The organism is Streptomyces sp. NPDC090127 (genome assembly GCF_044746945.1).
Lineage (GTDB): Bacteria > Actinomycetota > Actinomycetes > Streptomycetales > Streptomycetaceae > Streptomyces.
Window position 1 is genome coordinate 278,644 of sequence record NZ_JBIVDE010000003.1, and the last position, 17,618, is coordinate 296,261.

The following is a 17,618-nucleotide window of genomic DNA, read 5'->3' on the forward strand; positions in this document are numbered from 1 at the left end:
AATGCTTGGGGTGCGGAGCCGCGGGGAGGTCAGCTCTTGATGGCGCCGGTCAGGACGCCCTTCGCGAAATAGCGCTGGATGAAGGGGTAGACGCAGAGGATCGGCACGGTGGCCACCATGACGATGGCCATCTTGATCGTCTGGGGCGCCTGGACGAGGGTCTCGTCGACCGCCTGGGTGTCGGACAGGCCGTACCCCTGGGTGACGTATCCGCGCATCACCGTCTGGAGAGGCCACATGGTGCTGTCGTCGAGGTAGATCACGCCCCGGAAGAAATCGTTCCAATAGCCGACGGCGTAGAACAGGCCGACCACGGCGATGACCGCCTTGGAGAGCGGGAGAACGATCTGGAAAAGTGTGCGGATCTCGCCGGCTCCGTCGAGCCGGGCGGCCTCGTAGAGTTCCTCGGGAATTCCCTGGAAGAAGCCGCGGACGACCACGAGGTTGAAGGCGTTGACGAGGACGGGCAGGAAAAGCGCCCAATAGGTGTTGCGGAGCCCCAGCTCGTGCACGACGAGGAAACTCGGAATGATGCCGGGCGGGAAGAGGAACGTGAAGAGGATGAGCAGCATGACCGGTTTGCCGCCGACGACACCGGGCCGTGCCAGCGCGTAGGCGAGGAAGACGGTGCAGGCCAGGCTGAGCGCCGTCCCGACGACCGCGACGCCCGCCGAGACGAACATGGCGTGGGTGGTGTTCTCGTTGGCGAAGACCTTGGCGTACGCCTTGAGGGTCCACTCGTCCGGCCAGAACGCCCAGCCGCCGTTGGCGACGATCTGCCGGTCCGGGGCGAAGCTGGTGGCCAGGACCGTCCAGAAGGGGACCAGGACCATGGCCACGGTCAGCACCAGGGCCAGGCCCTTGGCGAGCCGGGTGATCGGTCGGGGCTTCTCCATCCAGGCCGGCCGCTGGGAGCTCCGGCTCGATCGGACGGTCTGCCGGTCGTCGAGGTCCGTGCTCATCGGTACACCCCCTGCTCGCCCATGCGGTGGGCGATCTTGTTCGCGGCGAAGACGAGGACGGCGGCGATCACGCCCTTGAAGAGGGCCGCCGCGGCGGCGACGCCCCACATGCCGTCGGTGACCGCGTGGTAGTAGACGAAGGTGTCGATGACCTCCGCCGTCTCCGGTCCGAAGACGTCGCGCTGGAGGAGGATCTGTTCGAAGCCGACGTTCAGGATCTCGCCGAGGCGCAGGATCAGCAGCAGGATGACGATCGGGCGGATGGCCGGCAGCGTGACGTGCCAGAAGCGGCGCCAGGGTCCGGCCCCGTCGATGGCCGCGGCCTCGTAGAGCGCCTCGTCCACGTTGTGCAGTGCGGCGAGGAAGATGATCGTGCCCCAGCCGCAGTCCTTCCAGATCAGCTCGACGACCATGAGCGGCTGGAAGGCCGTCGGGTTGCCGAACACGTCGACGAGATGGCTGCCGTCGTCCTCGCCGAGCAGCCCGTTGAGGAGCCCGTCCCCGCCGACGACCTGGGTGAAGAGCGCGACCACGATCACCCATGAGATGAAGTGGGGAAGGTAGACCACGCTCTGGACGAACTTACGGACGCCGCCGCGGCTGACGCTGTGGAGCAGCATCGCGAGGGCGAGCGGCAGCGGGAAGAAGAAGACGATCTGGAGGAACGACAGCGACAGGGTGGTGAAGGCCGCGGCCCAGAAGGCCCCGTCGGTGAAGAGCGCCTCGAAGTTCGCGAAGCCGACCCACGGGCTGCCGTTGACGCCGAGGAACGGCACGTACTCCTTGAACGCGATGACGTTGCCGAACATCGCCCCGTAATGGAAGACCAGGAAGTACAGCACGCCGGGAAGCATGAGCAGCAGGAGCGCGCGGTCCCTGCGCAGCCGGGCGAGCCGGCCGCGGGGCCGGGCGGGCGCCCCCTTCGGTGGGCCGGCGGCGCGCACCTGGCGGCGCGCCTCCCGGTCCTTGAGTGTGACGGACATGCAGCTCCCCTCTCCATGCCTCCGGCGGGCCCCGCGTGTCGGCCGATACGCACACCTCTCCCCTACGGGAGGTGCGGGCAGGGAAACGGACACGGTCGAGCGGCGCTACGGCGCACTCGTCTACGGCTCCGGTGGGACGCGTGTTTCCGCCTGTCCCGGGCGGATGGCGACGATGTCGACCGGGACCGGCGAGTGGCCCGGTGCGACGCATCGAATTTTGGCCACCGGACCGATCACAGTCAAGAGGGAGATCGATATTTCGATCTAACGATCGCGTCGATCGATCGACATTCTTGCAGGTTTCCTCTCGATTCCTCCCCGGCCCCCTACTGGCTCGCCCGCTCGTTCGCCTGCGCCGACTCGCCGCACGAGGCTCGTACCCGCAGCTCAGGCAGGAGGTCGACGTGTCGTCGTGCGGCGGGTGCCGCACCTGCCGCACGCTCGCGCACCCGCTGGAGCAGCAGTTCCGCGGCTGCCCGGCCCACCTCGAACTTCGGCGGCGCCACAGCCGTCAGCGGCAGGTCCGAGAGCGCCGCCACATCGTCGTCGTAGGCGACCAGAGCGAGGTCCTCGGGGACGCGGATCCGCTCGCCGAGGCTGCGCAGGCTCTGCAGCAGCAGGATCGCGTCGGTGTCGCTCAGCACGATCGCAGCCGTGATCTCCCCCTTGGCCACCAGCGCGGACAGCCGCTCCGCGGCGGCGTCGATGCCGGCCGGAGCGCGGTCCCCGGACTCCAGGACGATGGGCTCCACCGCTGGGGCGGACAGCCCGAACGTCCGTAGCGCCGCCTCGTACCCGGCCCGCATCTGCACGGTCGTCGGGCTGTCCCCGGCGACCAGGGCGATCCTCTCGTGCCCCAGCCCGAGCAGGTGCCGTACCGCGAGGCCGGCTCCGCCCGCGTGGTCGGTGCAGACCCGGTCGAGGCCCGCGGCCCCGGTGCCGGCCTCGCCCCGGCGTTCGAGCAGGACGGTGGGCACGGCGAAGTCGCCCTCGCTCTCGGCCCCGCCGGTCCCGCTCGCCCAGCTGGGCGTGAGCAGCAGCCCGTGGACGCCCGCCTCCAGCATGCGCCGGACCTGCGCCGCGTCCTGGTCGAGCTGGTAGTTGGAGTAGCCGAGGACGAGGCGGGCGCCGGCCGCCGTGACGGCTTCCCTGACCCCTCGGATGATCTCCCCGAAGTAGTGCCGGGACTGCGGGACGACCATCCCGACCACCACGTCCTGCGGCTCCGGCGTCCGTTCGGTGAGGCGGGCCTCCAGCAGGGACTGTCGCGGACGCCCCTGGGGCGCGGGGGTGCCCGGCCAGTGGACGGCCCCGCGGACGCGGTCCAGCCGCCCCTCGGAGGCCAGGGCCTCCACGTCCCGGCGCGCCGTGACCGAGGAGATTCCCAGATGTTCGGCGAGGTCGGCCACGCGCAGACTGCCGTACTCCCGCACGAGTTCCACGATCCGCTCATGGCGTTCGTCCACCGTGTACCGCACACCGTCTCCCGTTCGTCCCCGAGCAGCGCTCCGCCCCTGGCCGTCACCCTACTCGTCCGATCAGAACGCGCGATTTTGAACGATCGCTCGATCAATCTTGACGATCGAAAGAGCGATCAATATGGTCGCGCCATGACCGCCATGCTCCCGCACAGCCGTCCGGCGCCCGAGCGAGCGGCGACTCCTCGCCGTCCTCGGGTCCTCCTCGCCATGGCTCCCGACCTGGCTCCCTCACTGCTCGACGAGCACACCCTGAACCGGCTCGCGCAGGTCGTCGAGGTCGACGCCGGGCTGGTCACCGACGACTTCGGCCGGGCCGACGTGCTCACCGCCCTGCGCGACACCGACGCGCTCCTCACCTCCTGGGGCTGCCCCGAGATCGACGCGGGGGTCCTCGCCTCCGCCCCGCGGCTCAAGGCCGTGGTCCACGCCGCCGGATCGGTCCGCTGGCACATCACCGAGGCCTGCTGGGACCGCGGCATCGTGGTCTCGTCGGCCGCCGCGGCCAACGCCCTGCCGGTGGCCGAGTACACGGTGGCCGCGATCCTCTTCTCCAACAAGCGCGTCCTCGACGTACGCGACGAGTACCGCCGCGTCCGCAAGGGACAGGACTGGCGTGCCCGCTTCCCCGACGTGGGCAACTACCGGCGCACGGTGGGGATCGTGGGGGCCTCGCGCATCGGGCGCCGGGTCGTCGAACTGCTCGCCGCGTACTCCCTCGACCTCGTGGTGCACGACCCCTATCTGAGCGTGCGGGAGGCGGAGCGGCTCAGGGTGCGCCTGGTCTCCCTCGACGAGCTCTGCGCCGTCTGCGATGTCGTCAGCCTGCACGCGCCCGAGAGCCCGGAGACCCGGCACATGATCGACCGGCGCCGGCTCGCCCTGATGCGGGACGGCACCACGTTCGTCAACACCTCCCGCGGCTCGCTCGTGGACCAGGAGGCTCTCACCGAGGAGTTGGCCTCGGGCCGCATCCACGCCGTGCTCGACACCACCGAGCCCGAGCACCTGCCCGCCGACTCTCCCCTCTACGACCTGCCGAACGTCCTGCTCACCCCGCACTTCGCGGGCTCCTTCGGGACGGAGCTGCGCAGGATGGCCGATCTGGCCGTCGAGGAGCTGGCCCGGTACGCGGCGGGGCGGCCGTTCGCCCATCCCGTACGCCGCGAGGACCTGGACCGGTCGGCATGACCATGCAGCCCTGGTTCGCCGACGCCAAGCTCGGCATCTTCGTCCACTGGGGGATCTACGCGGTGGACGGGGTCCCCGAGTCCTGGTCCTTCTACAGCGGAGACCTCACCCGCGACGCCTACATGAAGCAGCTCGACGGCTTCACCGCCTCCCGCTACCGCCCCGACGAGTGGGCGGGCCTGTTCGCGCGGGCCGGCGCGCGGTACGCGGTGCTCACCACCAAGCACCATGACGGCGTCGCCCTCTGGGACACCGACAGGACGGAGCTGTCCGTCGCCACCCGCTCCCCCGCCGGGCGGGATCTGGTCGGCCCGTTCGCCGAGGCGCTGCGCCGCCACGGTCTGCGCGTCGGCCTGTACTACTCCCACTCGGACTGGAGTCACCCGGACTACCCGACCGCCCGGCCGTCCTCCCTGCACCGGCCCTGGGTGGACAACCGGTTCGCCATGCCCGCGCCCGGAGCCGAGCGGCCCGACCGCTGGGAGCACTACCTCACCCACGTGCACCGGGGGCAGATACGGGAGCTGCTCTCGCGCTACCGGCCCGACCTGCTCTGGTTCGACGGCGCCTGGGAGCGCGACGAGCACCAGTGGCGGATGAAGGAGCTGCGCGAGGAGATCCTCCGGCTCCGGCCGCGGACCGTGCTCAACGGCCGGATGCTCGGCCACGGCGACTACGCCACGCCCGAGCTCGGTGTGCCGATCGTCCCGCCCGAGGGGCCCTGGGAGCTCTGCTACACGATCGGTGACGCCTGGGGCCACCAGCCGCGGGACACCGCGCACAAGTCGGTGGCGGAACTGGTCCGGGTGTTCACCGAGACCATCGGCCACGGTGGCAACCTGCTCCTCAACACCGGGCCCCGTCAGGACGGCACGATCGTCCCGGAGCACGCGGAACGGCTGGAGGGACTCGGTCGGTGGATCCACCGCAACCGGGAGGCCGTCCACGGGACGGTGCGTGGCCTGCCCTACGGCCACCACTACGGTCCATCGACGCTCTCCACCGACCGGCGCACCCTCTACCTCGTCTGCTTCGACCCCCCGAGCCGGTTCGTCGAGCTGCGCGGCCTTCACAACGCGGTACGGAAGGTCTCCGTCCTCGGCACCGGGGAGGAGCTGGGCCACCGCGTCGTCGGCGGCTTCCCCTCCCGCCGGGTCCCCGGCGGCGTCCGCGTCGACGCCCCGACCCTCTGCGATCCGGACGCCACGGTCCTCGCCCTCGAACTGGACGGTGAGATCGAGCTCTACCGCGGCCACGGCGCCGGCTGACCCACCCCCACCGACACAAGGAGACCCGTGCCCGGCGCAGTTCCCGGGGCCGTACCGCTGTACGTGCGGGTGGCCGAGCAGATCATCCAGGAGGCCCGCCGCACCGCCGTCGGCTCCTCCGCGCCCCAGCGGATTCCCGGCGAGCGTGCGCTCGCGGCCTCGCTGGGGGTGAACCGGCAGACCCTGCGGCGCGCCCTGGAGGTGCTCCGCGCACGCGGCCTGGTGCACACGGACCCCTCCGGCACCTACACGTACACGGGAGACGGTCCCCCCGTGCTTCCGGCCACCGCCTCGCCCCGTCAGCCGCTCTTCCCGGTGGGCGGGGTCTTCGACGGTCTGGCCGTCCGTGCCACCGCCCGCCTCGCGTACGAGCCGGTGTCCCCGCCGGTCGAAGCGCTGCTCGGCCTCGCCCCGCAGCAGCCCACGCTCATCCACCGGCACCGCCTGTCGCTGCTGTGCGGGGAGACGGTCCAGGAGGCGGTCTCGTACTTCTCGCCCACCACGCTGGCCCATGTGCCGCGACTGAGCAGGCGGGTCCGGCGGATCCGCGGCCGGGTCGAGTCCGAGCCCGACCTGCGCAATCTGTACGTGTGGATGGCGGAGGCGGGGCTGCACCCCGTCCGGCGCTGCCGGGTCCGCGTGGACCAGTCGGCGTGTGAGCGGATGTGGCTCGCCGTGCGGCAGTTGGTGCAGGATCAGCTCAACCGACCGCTGGAGGTCACCGACCTGCGGATCGACCCACGGCGCGGGGAGCTCGACCACGCCTTCGTCGTCCCCTCCTGAACACCCGCCGAAGGGCCCCTGTCGCGTGTCGCGAGCGCGTCAGGGGCCTTCGGTGTGCCGGGAGCGCGCGGTCAGCCGAGCGTGACCGTGATCCGTTGGGTGGCCCCGGCCTTCCCGGAGGTGTCCACGCGCAGCCTCAACGAGGAGCCGGTGGCGAGGACGGTGACCGAGGGGTCCTGGGAGACCACGCCGGAGACCGGGCGGTTCCAGGTGATGTCGAGGCTGTTGACCGTCTGGGTGGGGTTGGCGACGCAGACCGTGGCGGTCGTACCGCTCTCCCGGACCATGACGGAGGAGGCCCCGGTGGAGGTCAGGGTGGAGACGGTCCCGCTGCCGTAGAAGTTGACACCCGTGTAGCCGAGCGACGGGACGCGGACGCCCTGCTGGTTCGCCGAGTTGGCGAGCACGCTCACCCAGGCGGTGTCGGCGGCGCGAGCCGCCGTGGCCGCGCTGTCGGCGCCCGGCAGCAGGAGGTAGGAGTAGCCGGCGCCCGAGGGGTCGGTCCCGTGGTCGAGCCAGAGCGTCACATAGCGGCGGGTGAACGGCGTCGTCGAGCCGGAGAGCCCGTTGATGTCGCTCCACGCTCCGGTGCGCTGCTGCCGGAGCGCCTTGACCGTGGCCCCGCCGGGGAAGACGTATCCGCCCATGCCCGCGAGGCAGGCCCAGGTGGCGCCGCCGAGCGTGGCCGACCAGCCCTGGGTGGCCGGCATGGCGACCCCGTCGACGGTGAGGGTGTGGGTGCCCGTCGCGCCGAGATTCCGGTTCTCCACGATGGATTCGACGCCCGTGCCGTCGGCGCAGCCGATCCCGGCGCCGAGGCAGACGACGGCGTCGTCGAGGAAGAACCACGACTTGCGGCCGCCCAGGGTGGACTGCAGGCCGCGGATGTCCATGCCGAGGGCGGCGTACGTTCCGTCGCTCGCCCCGCCCGCCCAGGTGGAGGACGGCCGGGGTGCGCCGAAGTCCCCGCCGGCGCCGTCCGCGAGGGCCTTCTTCGACACGGTGGTGCCGGGCAGCCGGTACGGGTCGACGGTGGGCCAGAAGGTGTCGGTGAACTGGCCGAGCGTGGACTCCTTCCACCAGGAGAGCATGCCGGAGCCGGTGTGCCAGCCCCGCTTGTTCTCCAGGTTCCCGAAGGCGTAGAAGGCCACGCGGGTGGAGGACATGGAGAGGGCCGCGGCCCAGTGCGGACGGCGGTGGACGGCTCGGTCCATGGAGCCGAAGACCCGGTGGCCGACCGGTTCGGCGACGGCGGTCAGCGCCGTGTCGTCGCGCGCGGCCTTCAGCCGGGAGAGCGAGGCGATGTCGAGGGACGGGTTGTTCTCCAGGGTCAGGTAGTAGTCGCGCTGGAGCCAGCCCTTGACGATGCCTCGCCAGCGCGTCCGTTCGGCGGTGCTCGCTCCCATGGCGAGCATCAGGACGGCGGCCATGACCCCTTGGGCGCGGCCGTGGTCCCCGCCGACGAAGCCGTTGGTGCTGGAGGCCGAGAGGCCCCGGCTGACGGCGCGTCCGGCCACCGCGTCCATGAGGACGCCGTGGTAGACGAAGGGGGCGAAGGAGCGCTCGACGGAGTCGAGCATCAGCTGCTTGGCCGGGTCGGTGATGTCCCAGGAGGAGCCGCCGAGGAGGGCGAACAGCCAGGCGAGTCCGCTGAGGAGGACGGCTCCGTACGAGCCGGTGTACGGGGTGTGGCTGTGCTGGATGAACGATCCGTCACGGTAGAAGCCGTCACCCGAGGTGACGTACGGGAAGACCGGGGAGAGCCCGTCACGGGCTCGGGCGATCTTCGCGGAGCTCTTGCCGACGACTCCGCGCAGGGCGACGACCTTGCAGTAGTCGACGCGGTTGGCGCTCTCGCCGTGCGGGGCGCCCACATCGAGCTGGCTGTCGGGCACGAAGTGGTCGACGGCGGCGCAGAAGGCGCCGATCTGCGCCGCGGAAAGGCTGTCGTACATCAGCACGCAGGTGTCGAGGAGCGCGCCCGGGGCGCCTATCTGCGCGTTCCACCACCAGTGGGAGCTCGGCAGGGTGAACGAGGCGTTGTAGACGCCGTCGTGGACGTGCCGCAGTCCGGCGACGACGTCCGCGGCGAGCGAGGCGTCGCCGGTCAGCCCGGTGCCGGGCTGGGCGTGGGCGAGCGCCATGGTCTTCAGTCGGTTGTAGCTGGCGGACACGGGATCCCCCGACGGGGACGCGTAGGGCAGGTCCGGCCAGAGCGAGGTGCTCGACGGTGCCATCGAGGAACGGTACGAGGCGGCTCTGGTACCGAGCTCGGTCAGCCGGCCGGCGTAGAGCGGGTCGCCGGCGCCGAAGCCGGTACCGAGCAGGAGTTCACGCCACTTCAGGCGGAGCGTGTCGAACGCGTCGGCGGCGAGGGCGGGGGGTGCATCGAGGACGCTCACGGCGAGGGCGGTGCCCATCGCGGCGGAGAGAAAGGAACGGCGGGACCACGACGGCGTTGTCATGGGGCCTCCAAGGTGTGCGGGGCGGAAGAGGGGTTGCGGCGTCCTGCATGGTGACGACCGACCTGATCGGAGTCAACGTCTAGGATCGAAACAGCGCTCTTTCGATCAGACTGATCGAAAGTCCGCTACTGCCAGACGCGGATGTAGTCGACGTACATGTTCGAGCTGTGGTCCAGCGGGGCGTCGAAGATGGAGCCGGCGGCCCACTCGGCCGTCTCGCTGGAGATCACCGGGAACATCGGCACCTGACTGATGAGGTTCGGGTCGGTGATGTCCCGTACGACCGCGCCGTCGTAGCGGAAGAGCATCCGGTCGGGTCGCCACTCCACGGAGTAGGTGTGGTAGCCGCTGTGCAGGCCTGGGGCGTCGACGGAGACCGAAGAGGTCTTGTGGTCGGCGCCGTAGCCGTCGTAGTGGATGGTGTTGCTGTAGCTGTCCGACGCGGACACGCTCTCGATGACGTCGTACTCACCGCCGTCGCGGGCCGTGCCGTCCACGCCGTTGAGGCCGCCCGGCGGCATCAGCCAGAGGGCGCCGAAGAGGTCGTGGCTCGGCCGCATCTGCGCCCGCCACTCGACGGTGCCGAAGGTGAAGTCGCACTTCCCCCGGCCCTCGATCTCGCCGGTGGCGTACTCCGTCGTGCTGAGCCGCGAGAGCGAGATCCAGAGGTTGCCGCCGTTGACGGCGTCGGAATGGGGGTTGACCTTGACGTTCGACGGCTTCCACCAGCTGTCGAAGTACTGGCCGTCGCGGCGCTTGGCGTCCACGGACGACCACTTGGTGGTGTCCAGCGAGGTGCCGTAGAACTCGTCGCTGAAGACGAGGGCGCCGTGCGAACTGCCGCCGTTGGGGCGGACGCCCGCGGGGGTGTGGGGGTCGACCCCCGCCGCCCGGGCATCCGCGTGCGCCGGGCCGGACAGCAGCAGGGCGAGGGCCGTGAGGCCTCCCGCCAGGGCACCGCGGGTGCGGAGACGACGGGTCACGGGCAGGACGAGGCCGGGCTCGGAGTTCATGGTCATTCTCCTGACTTCCCGCGCGGAGAAGGCGACTCGGTGACGGAGTGACCCGCACATGGCCTTCCGCGGGGTGTCCCTCCACCACGGAATCCCTGGGTCCGTACGGAACGTAAATCGATTGCACAGGACGGTCAAGGGATTGGTCGGACCTCTTGGCGGAGAAGTCGGGTTTGCCGCTCTGAAACATCCGCTCAGCGCCCAGATCGATCGCCAGTCATCTGATCTCTTACCGCCCCACGCCTTGACCAGGGCACGGTCCGTACCTAACCTCACCGGCACGTAATCGATTGCACGCGATTCGGAGCAGAGATGTCCAGAGCCCTACCGTCCCGTCTCAGCCGAGCCGCCGTCGCCGGAGCGGCCGTCGCAGGCGCGCTCGCGGTGTCCGTTCCCGCGCCCGCCTACGCCGAGGCCGCCTCGAACCTCGTCGTCAACGGTGACTTCGAGCAGGTCGCCACCGACGGCTCGATCCCCGGCTGGCCGCAGAACGAGACCCGGGCCAGTGGCCGCGCCCAGGTCCTCGAAGGCGCCGGTCCGGACGGCAGCCGGGCCCTCGCTCTCGACCTCGGGAACGCGGACGACAAGGCGGCGATCGGCCAGGACATCTCCCTCCCCGACACCGGGACCTTCCGGGCGTACCGCATCACCTTCGACGAACGCGGGGTGGGCCTGTCCGGCTACGGCGGTGACCTGTGGGCGCGCAACTTCGGCCACGACGCGCTGATCGGCCGGGTCACCGGGGACACGCCCTGGCGCAGGGCCAGTGCCGTGGTCCTCGCCCGGCCGGGCGCCCCGGCCGTCAACCTCCTGCTCGCCCTGGAGCGGAGCACCGGCCGCATGCTGGTCGACAACGTCCGGGGGGAGCGCGTCGAGGGCGATGTCGTGGGCGCCCACGTCCAGCCGACCGGCGCCGTCCAGCTCACCTGGCACTTCGGCACCCTCCCGGAGGCCCCGGCCTCGTACGAGGTGCACCGCTCCGCCGACCGGGACTTCACACCGGGGCCGAAGACCCTGATCCGCGCCGTGCCGGCCGCCTGGACCATGGAGGACGGCACGGGCCGCGCCGGCCAGCGGTACACGTACAAGGTGGTCGCCCGCGCCGCGGACGGCACCCGGCTGTCGACCACCGCCGAGACCATCACCATGCCCTCCCGCTTCCTCGACGAGCAGCAGACGAACGTGCTGACGGCGACGGAGACCGGCCAGGGCGCTCGCCTGGCGTGGCGGCTGAGGGCCGGCGGCAGGACTCCCGTGACCCTCTACGCGGGTGGCCCCGAGATCGCCGAAGGCAAGCTCGGCAAGGCCCGCAAGGTCCGGACATGGGGCGCCGACGACACGATCGGCGCCGTCGACGTGACGGCCGAGGACCTCAAGGGCGCGACCGGCTTCGCGCTCGTCGGACGGCACGGCGAGGTGCTCGCCACCGCGGCCCTCGGCAGCCTCGCCCACCCGAGGATGGGCGTCACGGACGAGAGGCTCACCGCGATCCGGGCCGCCATCCAGCACAGCGGTACGCCGAAGTCGACGTACGACAGTCTGGTGAGCCAGGTGGCCAAGGGGCTCCCGGCCTACAACTACCGTCCGGGCGAGGCGCAGGCGTCCCTGGCCCATGACGCCGCCCTCCTCCACCAGGTCACGCGGGACCCGGCGTACGCGGCGATCGCCTACGAGGCGGTCGTGGAGGCCGGCCGGACCATGCCGTTCGTCAACGGCACCGCGTACGCCGGAGCCGCCGCTCTGGAGACCGCCAACGCCGCGACTCCCCTGGCCACCGCCTACGACTGGGCCTTCCCCGCGTGGACCGAGGAGCAGCGGGCCGAGGCCCAGAAGGTGCTCCAGCGCGTCGCCGCCTACCTGGAGGTCTCGTACCACCCGAACTTCGCGCTGCCGACCAAGCAGAGCAACTGGACGGCGGTGGTGCGGGGCGCCGAGCTGACCCTCCGCCTCGCCGTGCGCGGTGACGGGCCGTTCGACCTCCAGGAGGAGCGGATCCCGCAGCTGATCGACGAGGTCGGCCGGCACCTGGACACCGCGTACGCCGACACCGGCTGGGACCAGGAGGGACTGGACTACTTCGGCTACGGACTGGGCGTGGGAGCCCCCGGGGTCACCGGCTCCCTCGACGCGGGCATCGGCGCGCTCAGGAAGAAGTGGGAGCGCCCGCAGTTCGCGAACCTCCTGCTGCACAGCGTGTCCGCGCAGGCGGACCGGGCCCGGCTGCAGTGGGGCGTCGCCACGGCGACCGGCGGCGTGCCGATCCCCGGCCTGATCTTCACCCAGGTCCCGGCGGAGCAGCGCGCGGCCTGGCTCTGGCAGTACGAGCGGACCGTCGGCGGCGGGGGCGGCACCTACGGGCTGCTCCACTACCCTTACGGGGTCTCCCCGCAGGACCCCGACGAGGCACCCGCGAGCGTGCGCGCGGCGCTGCGCGACGACCACGTGGGCTCGTACCTCTTCCGCAGCAGGTACCAGGACAAGGACGACGTCCTGGTCGGTGTCCAGAACCGCAACGAGAACCACATCGGCTGGGGCGGTTCGGACACCTTCGCGCTGTCCCTGGTCGGTCAGGACGTGACGTGGGCCCAGCAGCCGGCGAAGAACACGTCCAGGCCCGAGCTGTTCTCCAAGCCGCTCGTCGACGGGAAGCCCGAGACGACGGCGGGGCGGGGCCGGACGCTGGAGTCGCGGGCGTACGGGGGGCAGGGGGGCGGCTTCGTGTCCCTCGACGGCAGCGGCAACTACCAACTCGGCACGGCCCGGCGGGACATCGCGGTGGATCTGCGGCCGGTCGGCGGCGCCGACTCCGTCATCGCGGTACGCGACACCTTCGCCGACGCCACCGCGCACGCCTACGCCTGGCAGCTGTCCCCGGAGGCGGGCACGGCGATCACCTTCGGCGCGAGCGAGTCCGGCGCCACGACCTTCCTCTTCAGGAAGGGCGACAGCTGGCTCAAGGGGTGGGTGCTGAACCCCGAGGGCGCGGAACTGTCCGTGGAAAAGGGCGCGTTCAGGGTGGTCCGGAGCGGTACGGAGGCGGACTTCCGGATCGTCCTCGCGGTCGGCAAGGGCTCCACCGTGCCCACGGCCGTCGCCGAGGGCAGCACCCTCGTACTCGGCGGCACCGCCTACGACCTGGCCGATCTGAAGGGCCACCTCCCCGCCGCGGAGTGACGGGCGACGACGGGCCCGGTCCCCGGCGTGCGGCGGTCAGGGGCGTCGCAGCCGGGGCCGTACCGAGTCGCGGACCACGACGTGCGTGCCCAGCACCACCTGCTGGGCGTGCCGGTGGTCGGGCTCGTCCCGCTGCACGGCCAGTTTCACGGCGGTGCGGCCGAGTTCGAGGAACGGGATCTGCACGGTGGTGAGGGCGGGGAAGAGGTGCTCGGAGTGGGGCAGGGCGTTGTTGAACCCCACCACCGAGATCTCGTCCGGTACCGCCACCCCGTCCGCCCGCAGGCGCGCCAGGACGCAGCCGGCCACGTCGTCGTCCCAGCCGATCACGGCGGTGACGTCGCGGGGCCTGGCGCGCAGGATGTCCCGCACACCGGCGGGCCCCATCTCGTTGTGGTTCCCGCGGTCGGCGATCAGCGCGGGGTCCGGTCGCAGCCCGTACGCCTCCAGGGCGCGGCGATGGCCGGCGAGACGGGCCGCGGTGGTGGTGTTCTCGGGTCCTCCGACGAAGAGGATCCGCTCGTGGCCGGCGGAGAGCAGGAGGCCGGTGAGCGCGAAGGCCCCGCCCTCGTTGTCGTAGTCGACGACGGTCAGGGGCAGGTCCGCTCCCGGGGAGGGCCGCCCGACGAGGACGAGGCGGGAGCCGGCGGCGTCGAGTTCGCGGGCGAGCGCGGCCACCCTGGTCCGGTAGCGGGGGGTGTCCCGGACACCGCCGATCAGGATCACGATGTCGGCGTTCTGCTCGGCCATGGACGCTGCGAGGGAGAGCTCGCGGTCGTGGTCGGCCTGGGAGGAGGCGACCATGCAGCGCATGCCCTCGGCGGCCGCCTGCTGCTCGATCCCCCGGGCGATCTCGTTGTAGGGGCCGCCGCTCAGGGTGACGAGGACGATGCCCACGGTGTTGCTGCGGCCGCCCTTGAGCGCCCGTGCGTGGGCGTTGACGACGTAGTGCAGCTCCTTCGCGGCGAGGAGCACTTTGGTGCGGGTGGAATCCGTCAGCGGCTTCCCGGCGAGGACGCGCGAGACCGTGGCCGTCGACACCCCGGCCCGCTGGGCCACGTCACGCATCGTGGCCTGGCGCCGGGGCGGTTGCGGTGCGCTGTGCGCTTCGACGGTCACCGGGCCTCCCCAAGGACACGGGTCGTCCCACGCGGGTGTGGGTGGGTCCCACGCGGGTGTGGGCAATCGTTTGCATCCTCGCAGGACGTCCGGTGAGGGTCAACGCGGCCGCTCTCGCCGGCCCCTCACTTTCGTCACCCGTGACGTCGACGATGGGCACCTCCGGGGGCCGCGGGGGGCCGGGACGATGGAATGAGTAGCGCGGCACCACCCGGCGGGACGAGAAGGATCGCGTCTCTCGACGAGATCAGGTCTGCCGGAGCCCGCCGCTCGGGGAAGCCACAGGGGGTCTGCGGCCACGGCGGCCGTTCCGCCCTTTCCGGGGGCGTACCACGACTGGGAGAAATCCGTCATGAACGCACACAGCGGCGTCGCCATCCTGTCCCGCCACCCCCGTGCGGCGGCCGACGCCCGCCACGTCCTGAGCCGGATCGCGCCCGAGGGCCACGACGAGGTGGACATGGCGGCCCTGCTCCTGAGCGAGGTCGTGTCGAACGCCGTCCGGCACGCCGACGGCCCCGCCATCGAGGTCGCCGTCGGCTACGACCGCGGGGCCGGTGTGGTCACCGGCGCCGTCTTCGACGACAACCCCCGCATGGGTTCGGGTGCCCGGTCGAGCCGGGACGAGGCGGGGCGCGAGGACACGGAGCTGGAGACCGGGCGTGGGCTCGACCTGCTGGACGCGGTGGCCGGGGCCTGGGGTGTGGCCACGGTGGGTGACCGAGGCAAGTGGGTCTGGTTCCAGGTCCACGCCGCCTGAGCTTCAACCGGTCACGGCCGTCTCGACCGGGACATCTCCCCCGTGGAGCCGTCGGTCAGGGCCGGCTCTCCGGCAGGTCGAGGATCCAGTTCTGGCCGACGAGGTCGTGGCCGAAGCTGTGGTGGGGCTCCTCGTCGGCGAGCGTGAAGCCGAACCTCTCGTAGATCCTGCGCGCCGACACCAGGACGTCGTTGGTCCACAGCGTCACGCGCCGGTAGCCGGCGTCGCGGGCGAACGCCAGGCACTCCTCGACGAGTCGGGCGCCCAGGCCGAGGCCCCTGGCCTTCGGGGTGACCAGCAGGACGCGGAGCTTGGCCACGCCCGGTTCGTCGTCGGCGACGAGGAAGACACAGCCCGCGCGCTCGCCGTCGACCTCGGCGATCCACGCCGCCTCCTTCGCCGGGTCGTGCCGGGTGCCGTAGTCGGCCACGATCCTGGCCACGAGGGCTTCGAACTCGGCGTTCCAGCCGAACTGCTCGTCGTAGATCTCGCCGTGGGCCATCACCGCCCAGCCCAGATCGCCCGGCCGGTCGGCACGACGGACGGCGACGATCCGCCGGCGCTCCTGCTGCGACATGGTCTTCCCTTCCCGGCCACTGCCTGGCCCCTGAGCACGTTCGGGCCCCTGAGCATCGAGCCACTGACACAACTGTTTCAGTGACGCTAGGCTAACCCCATGCCCCAGCAAGCGACAAACCCGTCCGCCCGGCAGGTCGAGCTGCTGGAAGCCGCCTACCGGTACGCACTCGTGCACGGCCTCGCCGACCTGTCCCTGCGTCCACTCGCCACGAGCATCGGTTCCAGCCCCCGGGTCCTGATGTTCCTGTTCGGCAATAAGGACGGCCTGGTCAGAGCCCTCCTGGCGAGGGCCCGTACCGACGAGCTGACGGTTCTGGAGTCTCTCGACACGACCGGCCCGCCCCTCGGTCTCGACACGGCGGGCGAGCGGATCTGGGCCTGGCTGGCCGCCGAGGAGCACCGTCCGCTCCTGCGGCTGTGGGCCGAGGCCTACGCGCGGTCCCTCGTGGAGCCCGACGGCCCCTGGGCCGGGTTCGCCCGCGCCACCGTGAACGACTGGCTCGCCGTCCTCGCCGCCTGCCAACCGGAGCCCGAACGCGACAGCGAGGCCGGGGTCGTCAGCCGCACCCTCACCCTGGCCGTGCTGCGCGGAGCGCTCCTCGACCTCCTCGCGACCGACGACGCACCCCGCACCACCGCGGCCGTCCACCACCAGCTCGCGAACCTCTCCATCGCGACCGCCCAGAGACCCCCCGCATGAACCAACGCCCCCTCCGCCGGTCCGGTGGGGCGGCCGGCGCGTGGTCGGTCAGGACGGCGCACCGAGCGTGGGAGCAACGCGGGTGCGGCGCGCGTACGGGTGGGGAAGTGCGGGTGGCACAGTGGGACGTGGCTCGGTGATCCCAGTGCGGTGGGTGCGGTGTGGTGCGCTGTTCACCGCGCTCGTCCGTGCTTCCGATCAGAGGGTTCCGTCATGCGGCTCCACCGTTTCGTCACGCTGACCGCGCTCGCGCTTCTGCCGCTCGCCGGCTGCGCCGGCTCCCCCGCCCCTCCCCCCGCCGACGCCGCCCCGGCGTCACGCGAGACCTCCGTGTCGCCGACGCACACACCGTCGGACGTCCGGGCGCGGTTCCGGGAGTTGGAGCGGTCGTACGGTGCGCGGTTGGGGGTGTACGCGATCGACACCGGCAGCGGCCGGGAGGTCGCGTACAACGACGGCGCCCGCTTCCCGTACGCCTCCACCTTCAAGGCGCTGGCCGCCGGGGCGGTGCTGCGGAACCGGACTCCCCGCGAGATGGACCGGGTGATCACGTACGCGAAGAGTGATCTGGTGCCCCACTCCCCCGTCACGGAACGGCACACGGAGACCGGGATGACCTTGAAGGAGCTGTGCGACGCCGCCGTCCGGTACAGCGACAACACCGCCGCCAACCTGATTCTCGACGAACTCGGCGGGCCGCGTGCGCTCGACGCCGTACTGGAGGAGTTGGGCGACGACGTCACGCGGATGGAGCGGCGCGAGCCCGACCTCAACGAGTGGACGCCCGGTGCCGTCCGGGACACCAGTACGCCGCGCGCCCTCGCGCGGGACCTGCGGGCGTTCGTCGTCGAGGACGTGCTCGCGCAGCCCGCGCGCGACCAGTTGACGAGGTGGTTGCGGACGAACACCACCGGCGCGGAGCTCGTCCGCGCCGGTGTGCCCGCGGGCTGGGTCGTCGGCGACAAGACGGGAGCGGGCAGTACGTACGGCTCCCGTAACGACATCGCCGTGCTGTGGCCGCCCGGTCGGGCCCCGATCGTCGTCGCCGTCCTCTCCAACCGTCACCGTGCCGACGACAGTTACGACAACAAGCTGATCGCCGACGCCGCCTCGGTCGTCGTGCGCGCGCTGCCGTAGGGCATG

General features: G+C 71.6%; 14 protein-coding genes. 7 read left to right on the forward strand and 7 right to left on the reverse strand.

The window, feature by feature from the left end:
• Positions 1-29: 29 nt before the first annotated feature.
• From ACIPPS_RS12400 to ACIPPS_RS12410, 3 genes are all read right to left on the reverse strand, one after another.
• A complete protein-coding gene (locus tag ACIPPS_RS12400; RefSeq protein ID WP_401430121.1) occupies positions 30-962 on the reverse strand; it encodes a carbohydrate ABC transporter permease in 933 nt (310 codons plus the stop codon).
• Entirely contained in the window at positions 959-1,945 is a 987-nt protein-coding gene (locus ACIPPS_RS12405; protein ID WP_401430123.1) for an ABC transporter permease subunit, read from the reverse strand. The genes ACIPPS_RS12400 and ACIPPS_RS12405 overlap by 4 nt, the downstream gene beginning before the upstream one ends.
• A 326-nt stretch (positions 1,946-2,271) precedes the next feature.
• Complete coding sequence (locus ACIPPS_RS12410) at positions 2,272-3,423, reverse strand: substrate-binding domain-containing protein (protein WP_401430125.1); 1,152 nt, start codon at positions 3,421-3,423, stop codon at positions 2,272-2,274.
• A 210-nt stretch (positions 3,424-3,633) separates the two neighbouring features.
• On the opposite strand from ACIPPS_RS12410, the gene ACIPPS_RS12415 reads away from it, so the two are divergent.
• Genes ACIPPS_RS12415 through ACIPPS_RS12425 form a run of 3 tightly spaced genes read left to right on the forward strand, consistent with a single transcriptional unit; the run spans position 3,634 to position 6,665 of the window.
• The gene (locus tag ACIPPS_RS12415) at positions 3,634-4,614 is read left to right on the forward strand and encodes a hydroxyacid dehydrogenase (RefSeq protein WP_401431374.1); all 981 of its coding nucleotides are present in this window, start codon (positions 3,634-3,636) and stop codon (positions 4,612-4,614) included.
• Positions 4,611-5,882, forward strand: coding sequence for an alpha-L-fucosidase (locus ACIPPS_RS12420; protein WP_401430127.1), 1,272 nt, complete (start codon positions 4,611-4,613; stop codon positions 5,880-5,882). The genes ACIPPS_RS12415 and ACIPPS_RS12420 overlap by 4 nt, the downstream gene beginning before the upstream one ends.
• A 27-nt stretch (positions 5,883-5,909) precedes the next feature.
• Entirely contained in the window at positions 5,910-6,665 is a 756-nt protein-coding gene (locus tag ACIPPS_RS12425; protein ID WP_401430129.1) for a GntR family transcriptional regulator, read from the forward strand.
• Between the two features lie 71 nt (positions 6,666-6,736).
• On the opposite strand, the gene ACIPPS_RS12430 is transcribed toward ACIPPS_RS12425, so the two are convergent.
• Together ACIPPS_RS12430 and ACIPPS_RS12435 are read right to left on the reverse strand one after the other, a co-directional pair.
• Entirely contained in the window at positions 6,737-9,130 is a 2,394-nt protein-coding gene (locus ACIPPS_RS12430; protein WP_401430131.1) for a polysaccharide lyase 8 family protein, read from the reverse strand.
• A 125-nt stretch (positions 9,131-9,255) separates the two neighbouring features.
• Complete coding sequence (locus ACIPPS_RS12435) at positions 9,256-10,143, reverse strand: family 16 glycosylhydrolase (protein ID WP_401430133.1); 888 nt, start codon at positions 10,141-10,143, stop codon at positions 9,256-9,258.
• Between the two features lie 312 nt (positions 10,144-10,455).
• On the opposite strand from ACIPPS_RS12435, the gene ACIPPS_RS12440 reads away from it, so the two are divergent.
• Complete coding sequence (locus ACIPPS_RS12440; RefSeq protein ID WP_401430135.1) at positions 10,456-13,317, forward strand: hypothetical protein; 2,862 nt, start codon at positions 10,456-10,458, stop codon at positions 13,315-13,317.
• A gap of 36 nt (positions 13,318-13,353) precedes the next feature.
• Here ACIPPS_RS12440 and ACIPPS_RS12445 read toward each other — a convergent pair whose 3' ends face one another.
• Positions 13,354-14,436, reverse strand: a complete 1,083-nt coding sequence (locus tag ACIPPS_RS12445) for a LacI family DNA-binding transcriptional regulator (RefSeq protein ID WP_401430137.1) — start codon at positions 14,434-14,436, stop codon at positions 13,354-13,356.
• 352 nt (positions 14,437-14,788) lie between these two features.
• On the opposite strand from ACIPPS_RS12445, the gene ACIPPS_RS12450 reads away from it, so the two are divergent.
• Positions 14,789-15,196 carry an ATP-binding protein gene (locus tag ACIPPS_RS12450; RefSeq protein WP_401430139.1) on the forward strand — a complete coding sequence of 136 codons (408 nt, stop codon included), beginning with the start codon at positions 14,789-14,791 and terminating at the stop codon, positions 15,194-15,196.
• 55 nt (positions 15,197-15,251) lie between these two features.
• Here the strand turns inward: ACIPPS_RS12450 and ACIPPS_RS12455 are convergent, their stop codons facing one another.
• Positions 15,252-15,773 carry a GNAT family N-acetyltransferase gene (locus tag ACIPPS_RS12455; protein ID WP_401430141.1) on the reverse strand — a complete coding sequence of 174 codons (522 nt, stop codon included), beginning with the start codon at positions 15,771-15,773 and terminating at the stop codon, positions 15,252-15,254.
• 99 nt (positions 15,774-15,872) lie between these two features.
• Between ACIPPS_RS12455 and ACIPPS_RS12460 the strand changes: the two genes are divergently transcribed.
• Both ACIPPS_RS12460 and bla read left to right on the forward strand, forming a co-directional pair.
• Positions 15,873-16,475: a TetR/AcrR family transcriptional regulator gene (locus ACIPPS_RS12460; RefSeq protein ID WP_401430143.1), complete on the forward strand. Its 603-nt coding sequence runs from the start codon at positions 15,873-15,875 to the stop codon at positions 16,473-16,475.
• 213 nt (positions 16,476-16,688) lie between these two features.
• A complete protein-coding gene (gene bla, locus ACIPPS_RS12465) occupies positions 16,689-17,612 on the forward strand; it encodes a class A beta-lactamase (protein ID WP_401430145.1) in 924 nt (307 codons plus the stop codon).
• Positions 17,613-17,618: the final 6 nt, after the last annotated feature.